The organism is Chloroflexaceae bacterium (genome assembly GCA_025057155.1).
In the GTDB taxonomy this organism is placed as follows: Bacteria; Chloroflexota; Chloroflexia; order Chloroflexales; family Chloroflexaceae; genus JACAEO01.
In genome coordinates this window covers 16,893-36,011 of record JANWYD010000024.1, presented here as the reverse complement: position 1 = coordinate 36,011, position 19,119 = coordinate 16,893, and the positions used below count along the sequence as shown (strand labels likewise).

General features: G+C 64.0%; 17 protein-coding genes. 8 read left to right on the top strand and 9 right to left on the bottom strand.

Features of this window, described 5'->3' with window-relative positions:
• Positions 1-126: 126 nt before the first annotated feature.
• From NZU74_18275 to NZU74_18250, 6 genes are all read right to left on the bottom strand, one after another.
• Positions 127-876: an SURF1 family protein gene (locus tag NZU74_18275; GenBank protein MCS6883283.1), complete on the bottom strand. Its 750-nt coding sequence runs from the start codon at positions 874-876 to the stop codon at positions 127-129.
• Between the two features lie 113 nt (positions 877-989).
• A complete protein-coding gene (locus NZU74_18270; protein MCS6883282.1) occupies positions 990-2,045 on the bottom strand; it encodes a MaoC family dehydratase in 1,056 nt (351 codons plus the stop codon).
• 142 nt (positions 2,046-2,187) lie between these two features.
• Positions 2,188-3,231, bottom strand: coding sequence for a CoA ester lyase (locus NZU74_18265; GenBank protein MCS6883281.1), 1,044 nt, complete (start codon positions 3,229-3,231; stop codon positions 2,188-2,190).
• A 14-nt stretch (positions 3,232-3,245) separates the two neighbouring features.
• Entirely contained in the window at positions 3,246-4,469 is a 1,224-nt protein-coding gene (locus NZU74_18260) for a 2-methylfumaryl-CoA isomerase (protein ID MCS6883280.1), read from the bottom strand.
• Positions 4,469-5,692, bottom strand: a complete 1,224-nt coding sequence (locus NZU74_18255; GenBank protein MCS6883279.1) for a CoA transferase — start codon at positions 5,690-5,692, stop codon at positions 4,469-4,471. The genes NZU74_18260 and NZU74_18255 overlap by 1 nt, the downstream gene beginning before the upstream one ends.
• A 72-nt stretch (positions 5,693-5,764) precedes the next feature.
• Positions 5,765-7,003, bottom strand: coding sequence for a CoA transferase (locus tag NZU74_18250; GenBank protein MCS6883278.1), 1,239 nt, complete (start codon positions 7,001-7,003; stop codon positions 5,765-5,767).
• Positions 7,004-7,393: 390 nt separating this feature from the next.
• On the opposite strand from NZU74_18250, the gene NZU74_18245 reads away from it, so the two are divergent.
• The gene (locus NZU74_18245; GenBank protein MCS6883277.1) at positions 7,394-8,242 is read left to right on the top strand and encodes an acyl-CoA dehydrogenase; all 849 of its coding nucleotides are present in this window, start codon (positions 7,394-7,396) and stop codon (positions 8,240-8,242) included.
• A gap of 328 nt (positions 8,243-8,570) precedes the next feature.
• On the top strand, positions 8,571-9,149 hold the full coding sequence (locus tag NZU74_18240) for a DJ-1/PfpI family protein (GenBank protein ID MCS6883276.1): 579 nt from the start codon (positions 8,571-8,573) through the stop codon (positions 9,147-9,149).
• A 74-nt stretch (positions 9,150-9,223) separates the two neighbouring features.
• Here NZU74_18240 and NZU74_18235 read toward each other — a convergent pair whose 3' ends face one another.
• Complete coding sequence (locus NZU74_18235) at positions 9,224-10,231, bottom strand: sodium:calcium antiporter (protein ID MCS6883275.1); 1,008 nt, start codon at positions 10,229-10,231, stop codon at positions 9,224-9,226.
• Positions 10,232-10,650: 419 nt separating this feature from the next.
• On the opposite strand from NZU74_18235, the gene NZU74_18230 reads away from it, so the two are divergent.
• From NZU74_18230 to NZU74_18220, 3 genes are all read left to right on the top strand, one after another.
• Complete coding sequence (locus tag NZU74_18230) at positions 10,651-11,616, top strand: CAP domain-containing protein (GenBank protein ID MCS6883274.1); 966 nt, start codon at positions 10,651-10,653, stop codon at positions 11,614-11,616.
• Between the two features lie 108 nt (positions 11,617-11,724).
• The gene (locus tag NZU74_18225; GenBank protein ID MCS6883273.1) at positions 11,725-12,087 is read left to right on the top strand and encodes a Rieske (2Fe-2S) protein; all 363 of its coding nucleotides are present in this window, start codon (positions 11,725-11,727) and stop codon (positions 12,085-12,087) included.
• A gap of 324 nt (positions 12,088-12,411) precedes the next feature.
• Complete coding sequence (locus NZU74_18220) at positions 12,412-12,795, top strand: NifB/NifX family molybdenum-iron cluster-binding protein (protein ID MCS6883272.1); 384 nt, start codon at positions 12,412-12,414, stop codon at positions 12,793-12,795.
• A gap of 52 nt (positions 12,796-12,847) precedes the next feature.
• On the opposite strand, the gene NZU74_18215 is transcribed toward NZU74_18220, so the two are convergent.
• Positions 12,848-14,056, bottom strand: coding sequence for a hypothetical protein (locus NZU74_18215; GenBank protein MCS6883271.1), 1,209 nt, complete (start codon positions 14,054-14,056; stop codon positions 12,848-12,850).
• A 777-nt stretch (positions 14,057-14,833) separates the two neighbouring features.
• Between NZU74_18215 and NZU74_18210 the strand changes: the two genes are divergently transcribed.
• The 3 genes from NZU74_18210 to NZU74_18200 all read left to right on the top strand — a co-directional run bounded on the left by NZU74_18210 (position 14,834) and on the right by NZU74_18200 (position 17,533).
• Positions 14,834-15,337, top strand: coding sequence for a hypothetical protein (locus NZU74_18210; GenBank protein ID MCS6883270.1), 504 nt, complete (start codon positions 14,834-14,836; stop codon positions 15,335-15,337).
• Positions 15,338-15,427: 90 nt separating this feature from the next.
• Complete coding sequence (locus NZU74_18205) at positions 15,428-16,405, top strand: STAS domain-containing protein (protein ID MCS6883269.1); 978 nt, start codon at positions 15,428-15,430, stop codon at positions 16,403-16,405.
• Positions 16,406-16,597: 192 nt separating this feature from the next.
• The gene (locus NZU74_18200; protein ID MCS6883268.1) at positions 16,598-17,533 is read left to right on the top strand and encodes an STAS domain-containing protein; all 936 of its coding nucleotides are present in this window, start codon (positions 16,598-16,600) and stop codon (positions 17,531-17,533) included.
• 106 nt (positions 17,534-17,639) lie between these two features.
• On the opposite strand, the gene NZU74_18195 is transcribed toward NZU74_18200, so the two are convergent.
• On the bottom strand, positions 17,640-18,950 hold the full coding sequence (locus tag NZU74_18195) for an NAD(P)H-dependent oxidoreductase (protein ID MCS6883267.1): 1,311 nt from the start codon (positions 18,948-18,950) through the stop codon (positions 17,640-17,642).
• Positions 18,951-19,119 lie beyond the last annotated feature (169 nt).

Genomic DNA, 19,119 nt, shown 5'->3' with positions numbered 1-19,119 from the left:
CTTCCGCCGGACCGTCTGCAAGAGAGTTGTTAGACCCTGCGCGGCTGTCCTGCACACCGGGGCGATGCACGAGGATCTTTCCGGGAAGGAGCAGCCGTTCCCCGTCTTCCGACGCGAGACTCGCGTTCACTTTCCGGCCTCCCGTACCTGCTGGCGCAGGAGCGCGGCGTAGACCACCGCCAGGATAGCCGTGAAGGCGAACCACTGGATAGCGTAGCTCAGGTGCGGGCCTTCGTCGAGTTGCCGCGGGTCACGCGGGCGGGGCAGGGTGGCGCCGTTCCCGGAGGGGAACTGCTCGATGTATAGCGGCAGCAACGGCGCGGCCACCTGACGTTGCAAGCGAGCGACATCCACGCGCACCCAGGCGTTGATCCGCTCCTGGCCGGGCAGCGGCAGGTCACGCGGAGCCAGGGGCGAGTTGGGGCGGGCCTGAGGGGCGCGGGCCAGGCCCTCGACCATCACCTCGCGGGTCACGGCATAGGCGGCGAGATCCGCCGCTTCGGGTCGCGGGGCGGGGATCCAGCCGCGGTCAACGATGACTGCCGCCTCACTCCCGGCGATGCGCAGGGGCGTGAGCAGGTGCGCGCCTTGCACGCCGCTGTCGGAGCGCTGGCCGCGCAACACGACGCTGGCCTCGTTGAGATAGGTCCCCGTCACGCGCACCTTGCGCCCGATCAGGGCCGCCAGATCAGGTTCGCGCCCGGTGAGGGCGACTGGATTGTCATCCAGCACCGCCAGCCGGGCGGCGTTGAGGGCGCGGCGCTCCTCCAGACGGGCCAGTTGCCAGAAGCCCAGGCTGATAAAGCTGAGAAAGATGGCCAGCGCAAAGAGGTGCTTCAGGATCCAGCCTCTGCTGAGGAGGGGATGAGGAGACATAGGTGTATTACCTGAGGGTTTCGCCTCCTGGCCATCCTGTAGGCCGGAATATGGAAAACCCGCTTTCCCCACCCGCACCCCAGACCGGCTGCCGGGCGCCTCGAGACGCTTTCTCAGCGCCGCGGCATCAGCACGGTGTAGTCGAAGTCGAGCACCACTGATGGCGGGTAGCTTCCATCGTCCGACTTATCGGGGAAATCGGCGCATTGCCGATCCTTGGTCGCCACCGTGCGTACCCGCAGCGCCCCGATATCATCGCGACCGGGAAGTTCCATACGGTCGAGGATGGTGGACCAGGCATAGATGGTGTCGCCGGCAAAGCTGGGATTGGTATGGCGCCCGCCGTTGATCGCGGCGATGCTCAGGGCATTGGCCAGGCCGTTGAAGGATAGCGCCCGCGCCAGGCTGATAATGTGCCCGCCGTAGACGATCCGCCGCCCGAAGCGCCCCTCCCGTTCCACGTGCTGGTTAAAGTGCACACGCGCGGTGTTCTGGTACAGGCGCGTCGCCAGCATATGGTCGGCCTCTTCGATGGTCATGCCATCAACATGGTCAATCCGCTCGCCTGGCTCGTAATCGTCCCACAGGAAGGGACTGCCGGCGCGCGCGGTATCGTAGCTCCCGCGGTCAACGCGGTAGGGGACCACCAGTTCACTCACCGGAACCGCCTCTGGCAGATCGGGCACCACCGTTTCGGGGGCGGGCGCGTCTGGATCGCCCTTCCGCACCATGACCCAGCGAATGTAGTCTACCACCATTTCGCCGCGCTGGTTGGTTCCAATGGAGCGCACGTAGACCACACCGCTCTTGCCATCCTTGTTCTGACGCAGGCCGATGACGGTCGAGGTGGTGCTGAGGGTATCGCCGGGAAACACCGGCTGGCCGAAGCGCCCGGCGGCATAGCCGAGGTTGGCGATGGCGTTGAGAGAGATGTCCGGCACAGTTTTGCCGAAGACAATGTGGAACACGAGCATGCTATCCAGAGGGGCCTGAGGCAACCCCAGGCTGGCGGCGAAGGGCGCCGACGAGTTCAGGGCGAAGCGCGACCCGTACAGAGCGGTGTACAGGGCCACGTCACCCTCGGTAACCGTGCGGGGCGTGGCATGGATCAATTCCTGACCCAGGCGGAAATCCTCAAAGAAGTTTCCGCGGGTGGTTTTTGAAGCCATTGTTTACTCCTGTAAACTGAGGTGTCTTTGGGGAAGCCGTGTTGTCCCATCCCTTTGACCGGCAGATAGCATCTTCATTGATGTGTGGAGCAACCTGGAGGGTTGCTCCACATGGAATGGAGACCAGACTTCCTTACAGGGGTTAGAGACCATAGAGCTGGGCCAGTTCAGGATCTTTCTTTGCCACCATCCGGGCCAGATCAACGATCACTTTGGCCTGCTTCCAAGTGGCATCGTCCTGCATCTTACCGTCAATCATCGCCACGCCGCTGCCGTCGGGCATGGCTTCGAGGATGCGCTTGGCAAAGAGCACCTCGTTAACGTCGGGGCTGAAGACGCGACGGGCGATGGGGATCTGGTTGGGCGCCAGGGTCCAGGCCCCGGTGCAGCCCATGAGGAAGGCGTTGCGGAACTGGGCCTCGCAGGCGGCTTCGTCCTTCAGGTCGCCAAACGGCCCGTAGAAGGCGCGCAGACCGTGAGAGACGCAGGCGTCAACCATGCGCGCGACGGTGTAGTGCCACAGGTCTTGCTGGAAGAAGGCCCGTTCGGTGCTGCCCTCCTGGGGATCGGCGAGCACGCCGTAGAAAGGATGGCCGCCGCCGACGCGGGTGGTCTTCATACCGCGCGAGGCGGCCAGATCGGCGGGGCCGAGGCTCAAGCCGTGCATGCGCGGGCTGGCGCCGCAAATCGCCTCGACATTCATCACGCCCTGGGCGGTTTCGAGCAGAGCGTGAATGAGTATGGGCTTTTGCACCCTGTACCTGGCTTCGAGGAGAGCGAGGTACTGGTCAACGAAGTGAATGTCCCACGGTCCTTCGACCTTGGGGATCATAATCACGTCGAGGCGATTGCCAACCGCCTCGATGATGGCGGTCATATCATCGAGGAACCAGGGGCTGTTGAGGGCGTTGACGCGGACCCAGAGAGCGGTATCGCCGAAATCATTGGACTGCACCGCCTCGATAAAGCCGGCGCGGGCGGCCTCTTTGGCGTCAATGGGGATGGCGTCTTCGAGGTTGCCGCAGAGCACGTCCACCTGGCGGGCGATTTCAGGCAGACGGGCGCGGATCTTCTCAACATGGGGCGGGAAGAAGTGGATCATGCGTTCGGGGCGCACAGGAATCTCACGCAGAGGTTCAGGCGCGCCAATGGCCAGGGGCCGATAAAAATTGTAGGGCAGTTTCATAGCGGTTCCTCCCGTCAGGCTGCTGGTCCGGCAACAACGCCTTCGTCGTGGAGCCGGGCAATTTCACCATCGCTCAGCCCCAACTCGGCCAGAATCTCGTCGGTATGCTCGCCGAGGCGCGGCGCGGGCTGAGCCGGCAGGCGTTCCACCTGGCTGAAGGATAGCGGCGTGGCCGGGGCCAGGTAGGCGCCGATGCCAGGCTGTTGAAGCATGGAAAACATCGGATTGGCGGTTGAGCAATCGGGATCGCCGGCGATCAACTCACGCACGGTCTGGTACGGTCCCCAGGTCACGCGGTGCTCTTCAAAAGCGCGGCGCACTTCGTCGAAGGTGCGGGCGTGGAACCACGGCTCGAGGAGCTGGGCGATCGCGCGACGGGCGCGGAAGCGGTCGCCTTCCTGATTAAGGTCGAGGCCCATGCGGTTGCCAAGATCGGCAAAGGCCCCGGCCAGCCCCGTGGCGTTGCACAGACAGCGCCACTGCAGGTCGGTCAGCCCCACCACCATGACCCGTTTGCCGTCGAGGGTCACAAAGTCGCGTCCGAAGGCCCCGTAGAGGTAGTTGCCCTGCCGCGGGCGATCCTCGTTGTTGATCATCACCTCGGCGAGCATGCCAAAGTTGCCGAGCATGGCCAGGCCCACGTCTTTAAGCGAGAGCTGCACCAGTTGCCCTTCGCCGGTGAGACGCCGGTGGCGCTCGGCGGCGAGCAGACCCACGACAATCAGATGCCCGGAGATAAAATCCCAGGCCGGGAAGACGTGGTTGACCGGGTCGGCAATGCCTTCGGGACCGGTCATAAAGGGCAGGCCAAGCTGGGGGTTGACAGTGTAATCCACCTCCGAGCCGCCATCGCGACGCCCCAGGAAGTTGACCATAATCAGATCGGCGCGGTGGGCGCGCAGGGCCTCATAGCTGAGCCAGCCGCGGGCGGGAAAGTTGGTGATGAACAGCCCCGCGCCGTCGCCGGGGGCGCAGATCAGGCGCGTGAGCAACTCCTGGCCGTGGGGATGGCGAATATCCACGGCGATGGAGCGCTTGCCCTTGTTCAGGCCGGCCCAGAACAAGCTGTGGTGACCGTCGCGGGTGACGGGCCAGCGTTTGTAATCCAGGCCGCCGCCGATGGGGTCGAAGCGGATCACATCGGCGCCGAGTTGCGCCAGGGTCATGCCGCTGAGGGGCGCGGCGACGAAGGCCGAACCTTCGACGACCCGGAGACCGGAGAGCAGTCCTTGTGTCATCAGATCACCCGTTTCTCGCGTAGCGACGCGATCTCTTCATTGCTGAGACCGAGCACGTCGCGCAGTACTTCGTCGGTATGCTCGCCGAGGCGCGGGCCGAGATGCTTGATCCGGCCGGGGGTGGCCGAGAGTTTGGGGATCACTGTGGGGATAATCACCGTCTCGCCAGTCTCCGGCACGTCCATCGCCACCAGGTTGCGGCGGGCGTGGAACTGCCGGTCGCCGAAGATGTCGGCGATGTTGTTGAGGGGCGCGGCGGGCGTGCCGGTGGCGTAGCAGCGCTCAAGCACCTCCTCGCGGGTCAACGAGCCGCACCAGTCGCGCACGATCTCGTTCACGTCATTGCAGTGCTCCAGGCGCACCTTCTGCTCGCCGTAGATGCTGGAGGAGGCCAGTTCGGGACGGTTCATGGCCCGGGCCAGCCGCGCGAAGAGCTTGTCGGTGGCGCACGAAATGGCGACCCACTTGCCGTCGCGGGTGGGGAAATGGCCGTGGGGACAGGCGAAATCGTTGTGATGGGGGCCATGGCGCTCGCGCACGATGCCGTACATGCCGTAGGCCGGAGCCAGTTCATCGGTGCAGCGGAAGATCGACTCGTAGAGCGCGGCGTCAATGTACTGGCCGCAGCCGGTCTGGTCGCGGTAGCGCAGGGCCATGAGCACGCCAATGGCGCCGTAGATGCCGGTCATGTAATCGCCAAGGGTGGTCGAGCCGGGGGTAACCGGCGTGCCCTTGGGCATGCCGGCGAGATAGGCGATGCCGCCGACGGCATGAGCGATGCGGGCAAAACCAGGACGATCAGCGTAGGGGCCGGTCTGACCATAGCCGGTCACGCGCAGCATGATCAAGCGGGGATTAATTTCGTGGAGCACATTCCAGCCCAGCCCCCACTTTTCGAGGGTGCCGGTGCGAAAGTTCTCGCAGAGCACGTCGGAGCGGGCCACGAGTTGCTTGAAAATCTCCTTGCCCTCGGGACGCTGCAAATCAAGGGTGAGCGATTTCTTGTTGCGCGACTCGCTCAGCCAGGTCAGGGTATCGCCGCGTTCCGTCGGGGTGCCAAAGCGCCGCAGCGCATCACCGCCGAGGGGATGCTCCACCTTGATCACCTCGGCTCCGAACTCGCCCAGGATGGTCGCGCAGTATGGCGCGGCGATGACTGTCGCGGCGTCAATAACCTTAATGCCCGCAAGGGGCAATTTGTCCTCGTCCGGTTGGTGGGTCACGTTTCTCTCCTCTTCAGGCTGCCGGGCAACCCGGAGGGTTGCCCTACAGGTTCGGTTGCACCTCTGCTATGTTTAGATGATCTTCCGCTGGCGAAGGTACTTGATGTCATCGGGCGTGAGGCCGAGCATTTCGCGCATCACCTCGTAGGTGGCATTGCCCAGGGGCGGTCCCAGGTTGGTGATACGGCCGGGGGTTTCAGAGAGCGTCGGCACCACGCCGGGCACCACCACTTCGCCGACCCCTTCCTCGTAGATGCGGGCCAGGTTGCCGCGGGCCTGAAAGTGTTCGTCCTCGAAAATGTCGGCGATGCTGTTGAGTTTGCCGATGGGCACCTCTTTCGCCAGGCAGATGGCCATCACCTCATCGCGGGTGAGCGAGCCGACCCAGTCAATGACGATCTTGTTAACCTTGTCGCGGGCGGCCAGGCGCTTGCGTTGCTCGCCGTACAGCTCGGTGGAGGCCAGTTCGGGCTGCCCCATGGCCTCGGCCAGGCGCTCGAACATCTTGTCAGTGGTGCAGGCGATTGCCACCCATTTGTCATCGCGGGTGCGGAAGTGGCCATGGGGCACGGCCACGAAGCTGCCGGCCCCCTCGCGCTCGCGGATCTTGCCGAACAGGCCATAGGCCGCGGCGATCTCGTCGAGCTGGCGGAAGACGGCCTCGTAGATGCCAATGTCAATCACCTGGCCCTCGCCAGTGCGCTCGGCGTGGCGCAGGGCGATCAGCACGCCCACCGCCCCGTAGAGACTGGCGATGTAGTCCCCCAGGGGCACATTCCCTGGCAGCACGGGAGTTTCGTTGGGAAAACCAGCTAGATAGGACAGCCCGCCAAAAGCATGGGCGATATGGGCAAAGCCCGACCGCCGGCGGTAGGGGCCTGTCTGCCCATAGCCCGAAACGCGCAGCATCACCAGGCGCGGGTTCGCTTCCCGCACCTGGTTCCAGCCCAGGCCCCATTCCTCCATCGTGCCGGGGCGGAAGTTCTCGATGAGCACATCGGAGCGCTCGACCAGCTTCAGGAAGAGTCGCACCCCCTCGGGCTGCCGCAGGTCAATCGTTACCGACTTGCGGTTGCGGGCCTCGCTCAACCAGGCCAGACTGGCATCGTGGCGCTTGGTAGGCGTACCGAAGCGGCGCATGGGATCCCCGGCAATCGGGTGCTCGACCTTGAGCACCTCGGCCCCAAACTCGCCCAGGATCGAGGCAGCGTAGGGACCGGCCAGGAAGTTGCCCACGTCAATCACCCGCACACCGCTCAGCGGCAGGCGCTCGCGGTCGGGTTCGCGTCCACGCAGATCGGACTGGAGCACAGGCGTAACGTCCTCATATGAGGGACGCTCGCTTCCCTCGGGTTGGGGCTGCGCCTCAGCCTGCCCGGCATCGTTGGCGGCGTCGTGAGGGGCGACCTGTTCAGTTGCACTCGCACGGGATCGTCTTGTCACAGTCTGGCCTCCGGTGCACAGCTTCTCCATCTCCGTACACCCTATCGAGCCGGCCTGGTCATACAGGGGAGGAAGCGGGGGAGATGACGTCTCCCGGCAACGATCCGCAATATTAACCAGGTTGGCAGGCTACGACAGATTTCGGAGCAGTGATGATTCACACAATTCTGGGAGCGAGTCAATTGTATAATAGTGCCGGAGTATTTGTAAAGTTTGTTATACGATGCGCAAAAAACCCGAGCAGACCAGGAGGCAGCTATGGAGGAGCCAGGCAACGCCTACGCCGCGTGGATCGGTCGAACGGAACAGGTCACTGACGAACTGTGTGTTGGTCCGGCCCTGGCCGCCGCCGCAACTCTCGACGACGCGCACACACCCCTGGGCGCTGGCGCGGGGCTGCCCCTGCTCTGGCACTGGTTCTACTTCCTGCCGCGCGCGCCGCAGTCGCGCCTGGATACGGACGGACATCCGCAGCGGGGCGACTTCTTGCCGCCGATCCCCTACCCGCGGCGGATGTTTGCCGGCGCGCGGCTACGGCTGCACCGCCCGCTCACCCTTGGCCAGCCGGCCCGCCGCGAGGGCGAGATCCGCAATGTCACCGCCAAGACCGGGCGCAGCGGATCGCTGGCCTTCGTTACCGTGAACTACCGTTTTTATCAAAACGACACGCTCTGCCTGGAAGAAGAGCAGGACATCGTCTACCGCGAACCGGGGCCGCCGGTTCCGGCCCCGACGCCGATCGAGCTGCCCCCGCCCCCCGACGGCGCCTGGACGCGCACCATCGTTCCCGACACACGACTCCTGTTTCGCTTCTCGGCGCTCACCTTCAATGCCCATCGCATTCACTACGACCGGCCCTACGCGCGCGACGAGGAGGGCTATCCGGGACTGGTGGTGCACGGGCCGCTCACAGCGATTTTGCTGCTCGACCTGGTGCGCCGCAACACCAACCGCCCTGTCGTGGGCTTCAGTTTTCGCGGCCAGGCGCCGTTGTTCGATCTGGCGCCGTTCCGGCTGATCGGCGTGCCCAACGGCGACCGGGTAAGCCTGGAGGCCCAGGGCCCCGATGGCAAAACGGCTATGAGCGCCGAGGCCGAACTGGGGTGAATAGATCGTGGTCCTCGCCCCTACCCCCTTCCGCTCCACCTTCAGCGGAGGGTGGGAAATGCGCCCGGCTCGGCGAGGCAGAGGAGGGTGAAAAGTATCGAAGGTTCTTTACATCCTCGCCAGGAGGATGGTCCGGAAGGGCGCAGCCCTTCCAGGTGCGTCCTGATGTTCATCTTGCGCTGCGCGCGACACGGGGAACGCCATGCTCTCCTCCTTTTCCTGAGGGGAAGGTTCGGGAAGACCGCGCCCTCCCAGGAAAACCGTTTTTCATCCCGGCAGTGCGCGCAGCCCATGACTAACCGAATAACAGTGCCAAAGGAGGACAGCTATGCCCAGGAAGATCCTGCAACTCGTCGGCGATTACGCGGAAGACTACGAAGTCATGGTGCCCTTCCAGACGCTGCAGGCCGTCGGGCACACGGTGCACGCGGTATGCCCCGACAAGAAGGCCGGCGAGACCGTGCGCACGGCCATTCACGATTTTGAGGGCGACCAGACCTACAGCGAGAAGCCCGGCCACAACTTTGCGCTGAACGCCACCTTCGCGACGATCAACCCCGAAGAGTACGACGCGCTGGTGATTTCGGGCGGGCGCGCGCCGGAGTACCTGCGGCTCAACCCGCGCGTGCTGGAGATTGTGCGCCACTTCTTCGACGCCAACAAGCCCGTGGCCGCGATCTGCCACGGCGCGCAGATCCTCACCGCGGCAGGCGTGGTGAAGGGCCGCAAGGTCTCGGCCTACCCCGCCGTCGGCCCTGAAGTGGAACTGGCCGGCGGCGAGTATGCCGGGATCCCCATGCACGCCGCGGTCACCGACGGCAACCTGGTCACCGCGCCGGCCTGGCCGGCCCATCCGGCGTGGCTGGCCCAGTTCCTGGCCGTGCTCGGAACGAAGATCGAGGCCTGAGCGCTTGTTGATGCGCGGTGAACCCGCCCTTGCCTCGCTTACCTGCGGCGGGTAGCGTAACTCTCCGGGTTGCGTTACCCGCCGCGGGTGTTGTACAGCAACGCCGTCGTTACTACGTAGATCGCAATGATCCCCAGCGAGTCCCGCGCGACCAGGAACGCTTTCCGTTCCAGGCGATAGACCAGGCCCACCACCGCCACCGCTGTCATCGCGATGGCGCCGATGGCGGCGAGCATATGGCTCGTAGAGACCCCGGCCAGCAGCGGGCCGGGGGTGTACAACAGATCGTCGAGGGCCAGGATTAGCCCGACATTGAACAGATTGCTGCCGAAGATATTCCCCACGGCCATATCCACGGCGTTCATCCGCAGGGCGGCGACTGCGACGACCACTTCGGGCAGCGACGTGATCAGGGCGACAAAAATGGCGCCGAAGAAGGTCTGACCCAGACCGGTGATGGCCGCCAGTTCCGCGCTGAGACCGGGCAGATAGGTGGCGGCGATGATCACCAGCGCCCCGTTGAGGCTGAAGCGCGTCACGGCATAGCGGAAGGTGACGTGCTCGTAGTTGACCGCCTCGGCCACTTCTTCAACGAAGGCCGCGATGCGGCGCTGCTCGTAGATGAAAATGGTGCGCATTGCAAAGAGATAAATGACGAAGAAGGCCACGCTGGCCACGCTGAGCCAGCCGATGGCCGGGATGCTCCCGGCAGCCACGATGCTGATGCACACCAGTGCCAGTGCTAGAATGCCGAAGGCCGCAGTCAAGATCTGGCCCTGGTAGACCCGCGCGGTGATCGGCGCCGCGCCGCCAAGGGCGTCGAGAAGCGCGATGATCAAAATGTTGAACATGCAACTGCCGAGGATGTCGCCCACGGCGATGTCGGGAACCCGGTAGACCGCCACGGCGCTGAACCCGGTGAAGAGTTCGGGCAACGAGGTCACCGAGGCCAGCAGGATCACCCCGATCCAGGTCCGACCCATGCCGGTCTTCTCCGCGATAATGTCGCCGTATTTCGAGAGTTGCACCCCGCCGACGAGTACAGCCGCGCTACAGAGAATGAACAGTAGCCAGGTGAGCATGACGAACCTTTCAGTGTGGTGCAACCGTCATAAATCCGAGGACGCGTTCGGCATTGGTGGCGCACCCGTTCGGCCCCGCAGGCCCACCCGCCCATCGGCGGGGTCATTCCGTCCGTCGGGGGGGCCAACCCGCCCATCGGCGGGGTCATTTCGCCCATCGGGGGGGCCAACCCGCCCATCGGCGGGGTCATTTCGCCCATCGGCGCGGTAGAGACGGCCCGGCGGGCCGTCTCTACCGCCCCCCCGCCGCCCCGTCATCTACCCCCCGCGTATCTCGGCCGCTCGTGGGCGCGACCGGCGCCCGTGGGTCACATACACAAGGACGCCGCGTGGAAAATTATCCTCTCGTTGCATTGCGACTCATCAACAGGAACGCTATACTTGCCAGCGACCCATTCTCTCACACCCAGGGAGGGCCAATGCAGCGGTTCAGGCAATCAATTGTCGTTGTGACCGGGTGGTTCCTTGCTCTGCTTGCCCTGCTTCTGCTCCTGCCAGGCGGCGCTGTCTTCGGCACGGAACAACCCTCGTCTGCAAGCTTCGTGCATCTGCCGCTGGTAATCCGCCACCCGTTGCGGGGAAGTTGGCTCGATTATGTTAATTATCATCGAGCCACAGCCAGACTGCCCCCGGTTACCGAGAATCCAAGTTGGAGCTATGGCAATACCCTGCACGCCCGTTATACGGTTAAGAACGATCTCGTCGAACACACCGAAGATCCGGGCAACCCCTGGTACACCCCCGAAGGTCTGGCCGCCGCCCAATCCAGCAATCTTGTGGCTCATTCTGATATCAACGCAACGGATGCGTGGGCCATTGACAGGTGGATGCAGGGCCCCTTTCATGCCATCGGCATCATTGACCCCGAATTGCTGCAGTCCGGTTATGGGAGTTATCGCGAGGCCGATGGCGGCCTGCAAATGGGAGCGGGACTAGACGTGATCCGCGGGCTGGGCAGGCGTCCTTCTTCAGTAACCTTTCCCGTGCAATGGCCGGCTGATGGCGCGATTGTCCCGCTGACTGCACATCAAGGCGAGTACCCCGATCCGCTCGCCAGTTGTCCGGGCTACAGCCTTCCAAGCGGCCTGCCGATAATCCTGCAACTCGGCCCTGGAGATCGGACGCCTGCAGTTGCCGCTTCGGCGTTTCTGCAGGGCACTACGCCGCTTCCACATTGCGTGTTCGACGAAACGAGCTATGTGAACGCTGATTCTGCGCAGCAGGCCCTGGGTCGGGTCATTCTCGACGCCCGCGATGCTGTCATCGTGATTCCCCGCAGCCCGCTTACGCCCGGCATGAGCTACACGGTTTCGGTTACTGCAAACGGGCAAACGCACACCTGGTCGTTTACGGTCTCAAGCAGCGCCACGACGGTTTCGGAGTAGCATCCTCTGGCCTGGAAGACACAACAATGCAGGTTCCCCTCTGGAACCAACCATCTGGGCTGGTCCCACATAAATACAGCATAAGCATCAACAGATAGGAGGCACGCTATGCGCGTCAAAATAGGCACATCGGCCGATTTTCCTGAGGCCACTCTGGTCGAGGTAACCGGCCAGAACATCAACCTGGTGGCGGCCCGGATCAATGGCAAGATCTATGCGGCCCACGGGCTGTGCCCGCACCTCAACCTGCCGCTAAACCGCAGCCATCTCGAGGGCAGTACCCTGACATGCTCCTGGCATGGTTCGCAGTTCGATATGACCACTGGCAAGAACCTGGACTGGGTGCGCGGGCTTGGCGGCATGCGCCTCCCTGGCTGGTCGCGCGCGCTGATCGCCCTGGGCAAGGAGCCAACCCCTCTGACCACCTATCCGGTCACCGAGGAGCAGGGCGAAGTGTTTGTGGATCTGTAGCCTGTAGACCGCACAGGTCTGATAGACGTCGGGCAAGAATCGCCTCTCAATTCAGGGGGGCGCGCCAGGTCTCGAGCGAAGTTCTCGGGGCAAGCCCCAAACCTTCGGGTGGTTCTGGCGGCTGCGCCGTCAGGTCCACCCGAAGAGCAACCCCTGGAACAGATACATCGCCTTACACCTGACCGCAGGAAATGGACGATACATCAGTCGTGACAAGTAGTCCATCCGGCGCGTGTCTGGACGGGAAGGTGTAGGAGAGCCGCACCTTCCACGAAACCCTCTTTCTCGGTCTGGCGACCGGATGTTCTGTGTATGGAGGAGTGAATGAACATCGCCCTGGTGAGCAACGACGGAACCCGGATAAGCCGTCACTTCGGGCGCGCGCAGAGCTACGTGGTGGTAACCATCGCGGAGGGGCGCGAGGTGGCCCGCGAAATTCGCGCCAAACCTGCGCGCCACGGCCACAGCCAGCATGTGCTCGGCCTCGACGAGGTTGGCGAGCGCCAGCATGGTCACGACCATGATGCTATACTGGCGCCTATCGCCGACTGCGCGGTCGTCATCGCCAACGGCATCGGCGCGCCGATGAGCCAGCGCGTGCGCCAGGCCGGGCTGCAACTCATCTGCACCCCCATCCTCAGCGTGGACGAGGCCATCGCCGCCTTCCTGGCAGGGACGCTGGACGACCATCCGGAATTGGTGCATTAATAGAACTATGCAGGGCAACCCCGAGGGTTGCCCTGCCGGGCTGCCCCGGCCATCAGGCCGATTCCAACCCTGTGCCAACCGGAACAACGGTATCGGCAGGCGCCGCCCCCGGGCGCAGGATGGCTGCGCAACCCTCGTCGCCTGGCACCTCGCCGGCAGGCGCCGCATGCACCGTTGCACCGCACTGCATGGATAGCACCGCGGCCAGGTTGAGCAGATCATCGTCGCCGATCTCCTGCTTTGCGTGGAACGCCATTTCGCCCGTCTGCGGATCGTACCGCCCCCACTGCTCGCGATCGAGGGCCACGAGCAGCGTATCCACCTGACCGGCGACGGCTGCCGGCAGAACGAGGCGCAGGGTCGCGGCGACACGGTGATTGTTGCGCGCCGCGAGGGCTTCGTAGCGTTCGCGCGCTGCGCGCCGCTCTTCCGTTGGATCGGGACGCACGATCTCCCACGCCCGCGCCCCTAATTCGGTGAGAGTCAGCCGGGCCGGGCTGCCGACAATCGCGTTGTCGCAAATTGCCGGATAACGGCTGACGGCGCGGTAGATTGCCAGCACATAGGCCGTGCCGCAGAGGACCAGCGGCGTGCGCGTCTCGGGCACGGTGCGCAGGAGCGCACGGTCAATCTGCTGGCAGTAGCGCTGGATCTGCGACTTGAGCTCATCGGCCGCATCGCCGTGCCCGTGGAACACCGGCCCCCGTTCGCCGCCCGCGCCGGGTACGCCCGGGTGCAACTGGCGCTGCGGTTCGAAATCGTCATACTGCAGCAATTCATCAAGCCCGGACGGCGCGCCGGGAAGTTCGCGCGGCTCCAGCGCGGCGCCGTTGCCGGCAAAGAGTTGCACGCCTGCCTTGCCCAGGCTGAGCACATAGTACGCGGCGCGATCCGTGACCAGCGGCGCCAGCGGTTTCAGATGGGGCCACTGGCCCAGCACCACCAGCTCCGGCACGGGGCCAGGGACGCGATACGTGACCGAGCGATCAGGCCAGGCGAACAGGACGCAGGCCGCGTGATTGTTGGTCTGGCGCGCCAGCTCCTCTACCAGCTCCCGCGCCGCGCGTAAGTGGTTGGCCACCATCGCCGGAGCGCCGCTGCGGGCATCGAGATGTTCCTCAAATCCACGCAGGATCTGCCGCAGACGACTGGCCGCGGCCCGCCCGCCCGCGTCGCCTACCGGCAGATAGATCGAGAGGCACCCTTCTGCTGCCGGCCTGGCGAGATCCAGGAACATATCGCGCGTCAGATACTCCAGCATCAGGCCCTCCTTTCGTTTCACACCACCTTGCGGCCGCCGCGCCGAACAGGCCCGCAGTGGCCACCGCCCGCCGCGCGGCCAGTTGTGGAAACCCAGAGGCGCACAAACAGGCTGCCTCCCCTTCCGCAAGGCAGCCAGCGAGCCGTCTTTCTGACGGTGTCATGCTAGTATAGCAGAAAAGAAGTCCGAATAGCGTAATGTTTTCGCCACGCTCCGTAAGGAGATCGAGACCGCGCCGATCTGGCTCTCGAGAGCGGGTCGCAGGGCAACTGCGCCTTCCTGCACCCCTCCAGGAGAGTGACATGGGTGCGAATCATATCCAGGGTCACGGCCTGGTACACCCTCAGGCATATACTATCTGAGCGGCAAATCGATTCAGAAGTCTTTGAATAGCAGGGGCATGGAGGCTTCGAGGGGCTTTGCCCGTCCGAAAGCTCCGGTTCGGTACGGTGCGGCCGCACCGCGCCGTACTGAACGGGAAAACCGTGCCAGGGGCGGCAGACTCTCGCCTCGCCGCCGAGACGCAGTCTCGTCATGTTTTACATTCCACGCTACCGTTGGCGGGGAGGCTCCGCCTCTCCACAACCGCCGTTCTGCCCGCGGCAGACGCGCGCCCGGCGAAACCACGAGGAGTCTGCCGCGGGCGGAACCAACGGAGCACGAAGGCTGCGGCCTCTGTGCCTACCCCAACGGGTATGCAACAGGCTGCGCAGCGAACTCATGTCCAGACGACACGACCAGATACACTGCTCACGCGACAACGCGCAACTACAAACTATGGCCTCATCATTTATCACAGGAAGTTTCTCCTGGAAAAACATTCTCCACCGCAGCCTGTACACCTGGGAAGGCCGGGTTATGCTGGCTGCATTTGTATGGTCCGGAATCCATCTGCACTGGCTTGCCTTCCGCTGGGGCAACCCCGCCTTTCACGAAGTGATCAGCACGGTGTTTTTCGTTCCTCTAGCCCTGGCTGTTGTCGGGCTCGCGCTGCGCACTGGCGTTTCTCAACGGTTCGATCCACACGCACGGCGGACCTGGCTGCTGTTGAGTTGCGCCTATGGCGCGAGCCTGCTGGGTGAAATACTGTCCACTGGCTACACCCTTGCCATCGGAGAAGTGCCCTCACCATCGCTGGCCGACGCAGCGTATCTGAGCTTCTACCCGTTTGCGCTCGCCGCGCTCCTGACCTTTCCCGGCGCCGCGCAGCAACGTGACGCACGCATCGCATTCTGGCTAGATGTTGCGCTGGTGACGCTCAGCAGCGCTATGGGATTGTAGTATTTCGTCCTGGAACCGCAACTGATCCAGGGTGGCGAAAACTGGCAGTTACTCGTCCTGGCCCTGGCTTACCCTCTAGGCGATCTTGCCGTGATCTTCGGCCTGGCCGTTGCAGCATTGCGTGGTGCAACCGGCGGTGGTCAGCTTACCCTGCGGATCTTGATTATCGCTTTTGTCGCCTCGGTTATTGCCTCCATAGGCTACGCATCGCTTCTGCTCCGGGAACTCTACGACTACACTTCCTGGCCCAACGCGCTCTGGTCACTGAGCTACTGCACCGTGATCGCAGGCGCGTGCTATCACTCCTGGTACGCTGCTGAGCCAGGGGCCGTGACCGCATCGGTATCGAACACGTCACACGATATGTTGGCGTGGCTGCCGTACCTGACCATTGCCTTTGGGTTCGGCGTCTTTTTCGTCTCTGCGGTTGCAGACTGGGAGATCGGACACAGTCCGTTGATCATCATCGCTACAGTTCTCACCGGTGTACTGGTTGTACGCCAGGAACGGGCCCTCCGCGCCGAACGACTCGCCAGACAGGAGAGTATGCAGGCGCAACGGATGCTGGAGCAGATCAATCACGAGTTGGAACGGCGCGTCAACCAGCGCACCGCCGAACTCGCCCTGGCGCTGGAAGATGTCAAACGACACGCCGCCGATCAGGCGGCATTGCTCAACGCCATCGAGCAGCAACGCGACATAATTCGCGAGATGAGCGTGCCGGTTCTGCCGGTTGGTAACGACACCCTGGTTATGCCACTGGTCGGAGTCCTTGATAGCGCCCGCCTGGTGCAGGTCCAGGAGCATGCCCTCAAGCGGATCGAAGCGAGCCGTGCCCGCCGACTGTTGCTCGACATTACCGGGGTGCCGAGCGTGGACGCGCAGGTAGCCCAGGGGCTGGTTCGCGTGGTGCAGGCGGCGCGTCTGCTTGGCGCCAGTACGACTCTGGTCGGTGTCCGCCCTGAGGTCGCGCAATCGATCGTCAACCTCGGGCTCGACCTCAGCCACATCCACACCGAAAGCGATTTGCAGAGCGCATTAGCACTCCAGCGACACGTATCCTTGTAGGAGAGCCACGCAGAGGCTGCGCCCCTTCGTCCCCGCGGAGACGACGTGCCATTGCAGCATTCGTGGCGCATTCGGCAAGTTCTTGAATGGGAGGATCTGGGAGAACTGCGCCCTTTCAGAAACCCTCTTCCCCGACCATTCGTGTCCAGGAACCTGCTGGATGCTCCTGGTAGCGAGTACGGGAGGACAAGCATGTTCCAACTCACCCAGCGCCAGATCAATTACGGCGTGTTCGGGCTGACTACCGCGCTGTCAGCCATAACGCTAGTGTTTGTTTCCCTGTTCTATCCTCACTGGGAAGTGCTCGCGCAGGCCCTCGTGGCGCTTGCGCTCAGTGGCGGTCTCTGGTTTGCTTACTGGCGCGGTTGGGATCAGGCCCGCTACGCGCTGCTAGTTTTCATGACTGTGGTTGTCGCCGTCGGAACAGATGATGAGTTTTTGCGTGACGGCTTTAACCACGTGATCTACGCCGTTCCCGCAATGGCACTGGTGCTTGCCGGCCCCCTCTGGGTGCTGGGGAGCGCGCTGGCGGTGCTGGCTGCCTTTGTCTATCGCATAGGCGCGCTCTACCTTGACCCGCTTGATCTCATCACCTTTTTGTTCATTATCGGCGGGATGACCTTCAGTCGCCTGGCGGTTGACAACGCATGGCGTCTGGAAGCGGCAAAGCGCGAAGCGGAGGAGGCCCGCGCGCAGGCTGAACAGCGTGAACGTGACCTGGTTGCCCAGGCTGCCGAACTGGCGCGGCGCAACGCGGAGCAACAACGTCTGCTCGAACTGGTCGCCACCCTGGAGACCCCCGTGATCCGGCTGGCCGAGGGCATTTTGCTGGCGCCGCTCGTCGGCGCGCTCGACGAACGCCGCGCCCAGGCGCTTACCACGCGCCTGCTCCAGGAGGTCAGCGCGCAACGGGCGCGCCGGGTGATCCTCGATATTAGCGGGGTTCCCCAGGTGGACGACCAGGTGGCCCTGGCGCTGGGCAATACCACCCGCGCCCTGGAACTGCTCGGTTGTCAGGTCGTGCTTACCGGCGTCTCGGCCAGCGTGGCGCTTACCCTGACCCACCTGGGCATCACCCTTGAGGGGGTGACGATTGCGCGCTCGCCGCAGGAGGCGCTGGGGAGGTGATAGTGGAACGGGCAGGATCCCGTTCCTTCCCCCTCGTCCCATGCCTCATCGCTATAGGGAAGCCAGGTTTCCCCACGCCCCTCCACACCTCCACACCCCCACAGCTCTACTCCTCCGCCTGGTAGGGCCGGCGTTTCAGGTGCTTGTGCGCGCCCCAGCGTCTGGCTGCCTGCCGCCAGCCGAACGTGCCAACTAGCCGGTAGGCCCAGGGGGGGATGAGCGGCCTGCTGATCAGTTTCCGGGCTTCCGGGGGGATGGATCGCCCCCGCGCCAGAGCCTCGGCGGCCAGAGCGAGCGCCTTTTTCAGGGGCCTGGCGCGCCCGTCCAGTTCGGTCAGCGGCGTACCGTGTACTACCCCTTCACCTCCACCGAGGGCCAGACCGCCCAGCCAGGCGAAGCCGGCGCTGCGCGCGAACTCGGCGCAGACGGCGAGGGCATTGGCGTTGTGCTGCGGTTCGGGGAAGCCGCAGTTGACCAGGGCGGCAAAGCCGGCGGCCGGGGCCGGATGCGCCGCGCGGTGAGCGGCGAGCCGCTCCAGGAGCAGGATGACGGGCGCGGGCAGGGTGTCGAAATAGAGAGGGAAAGCGGGCACCGTAAGGTCGGCGCGCTCGATCTGGCCGAGCAGATGTTGCATCTTGTGCGGGTTGTTGAGCGTCGTGTAGATGTGGGTGATTTCAGTTTGTACGCCACGCGCCTCGAGTTGCTGCATGAGGTAGTCGCCAATAGCGTGCGAGGTGCTGGTGCTGGTGCGCGGGCTGCCAACGAGCAGCAGCGCGCTGCGGGGAGCAGCGCGACCCTGATCCGGGTCGAGTTGATTGATTGGCAAGGTTGGGCGAGGATCGGATTCGCCGCGCGCCATTATGTCCAGGGCGAAGGCGATCTGCAAGGCGAGCGCCGCTTCCGTAGGATCGCCGCTCACAATCTCGCAATGCCAGGTCCGGGCATACAGATTGAGACTGTTGCGCCAGACCAGGTGGCGGAAGATGGCCGCGGCGGCGGGGTTGCGCTCGGGCTGCCAGCCAATGACGAGGAGGTCGGCGTAGCGGGCGTAGCGTCTGGCGTGGTGGGTCTCGCCGCTGAGGGTAACAAAGAAGGGCGAGATATTCTGGATCTGGTGGTCAACGGCCTTTTTAAGGGTAGAGCTGTACCCGCCGAAGGTTATGGGGGTGAGGTAGATGAGCAGGTCGGCATTGGCGACGGCGGCGGCGATCTCACGGTTGTCATCGGCGACCATGCACTGACCGGGGCTGCGCACCCAGCAGAAGAAATCGCCAGCGCAATTGCCAATTTTGTTGTCGCGCAGGGTAAAGGTTCGCACGCTGTGGTCCTGCGATGCCAGGTGCGCAAGCACGGCGCGTTCGACTCGTGCGCCGAGGGAGTCATCGGCAGCGGCGCCGTTTAAGATCACGACGCGCATTGCAGTTCTCCTTCTCCAGAAACGATGAACTGGCGTTTGATGTTCTCCAGCTCGCACTCGTAGAGCGCGGCCCCATCCGGCCCCAGGGGCGGAAGTGATTGCTGATTTCGAGCGAAACCATCCCGTGCACGCGCGCCCAGATCAGCACCGCGACCGGCAGGCTTTGTTC

Bases quoted from the DNA above. Each gene is read 5' to 3' on its own strand.
- NZU74_18275 (MCS6883283.1), bottom strand. From the start codon at position 876: ATGTCTCCTCATCCCCTCCTCAGCAGAGGCTGGATCCTGAAGCACCTC.
- NZU74_18270 (MCS6883282.1), bottom strand. From the start codon at position 2,045: ATGGCTTCAAAAACCACCCGCGGAAACTTCTTTGAGGATTTCCGCCTG.
- NZU74_18265 (MCS6883281.1), bottom strand. From the start codon at position 3,231: ATGAAACTGCCCTACAATTTTTATCGGCCCCTGGCCATTGGCGCGCCT.
- NZU74_18260 (MCS6883280.1), bottom strand. From the start codon at position 4,469: ATGACACAAGGACTGCTCTCCGGTCTCCGGGTCGTCGAAGGTTCGGCC.
- NZU74_18245 (MCS6883277.1), top strand. From the start codon at position 7,394: ATGGAGGAGCCAGGCAACGCCTACGCCGCGTGGATCGGTCGAACGGAA.
- NZU74_18240 (MCS6883276.1), top strand. From the start codon at position 8,571: ATGCCCAGGAAGATCCTGCAACTCGTCGGCGATTACGCGGAAGACTAC.
- NZU74_18235 (MCS6883275.1), bottom strand. From the start codon at position 10,231: ATGCTCACCTGGCTACTGTTCATTCTCTGTAGCGCGGCTGTACTCGTC.
- NZU74_18230 (MCS6883274.1), top strand. From the start codon at position 10,651: ATGCAGCGGTTCAGGCAATCAATTGTCGTTGTGACCGGGTGGTTCCTT.
- NZU74_18225 (MCS6883273.1), top strand. From the start codon at position 11,725: ATGCGCGTCAAAATAGGCACATCGGCCGATTTTCCTGAGGCCACTCTG.
- NZU74_18220 (MCS6883272.1), top strand. From the start codon at position 12,412: ATGAACATCGCCCTGGTGAGCAACGACGGAACCCGGATAAGCCGTCAC.
- NZU74_18215 (MCS6883271.1), bottom strand. From the start codon at position 14,056: ATGCTGGAGTATCTGACGCGCGATATGTTCCTGGATCTCGCCAGGCCG.
- NZU74_18210 (MCS6883270.1), top strand. From the start codon at position 14,834: ATGGCCTCATCATTTATCACAGGAAGTTTCTCCTGGAAAAACATTCTC.
- NZU74_18200 (MCS6883268.1), top strand. From the start codon at position 16,598: ATGTTCCAACTCACCCAGCGCCAGATCAATTACGGCGTGTTCGGGCTG.
- NZU74_18195 (MCS6883267.1), bottom strand. From the start codon at position 18,950: ATGCGCGTCGTGATCTTAAACGGCGCCGCTGCCGATGACTCCCTCGGC.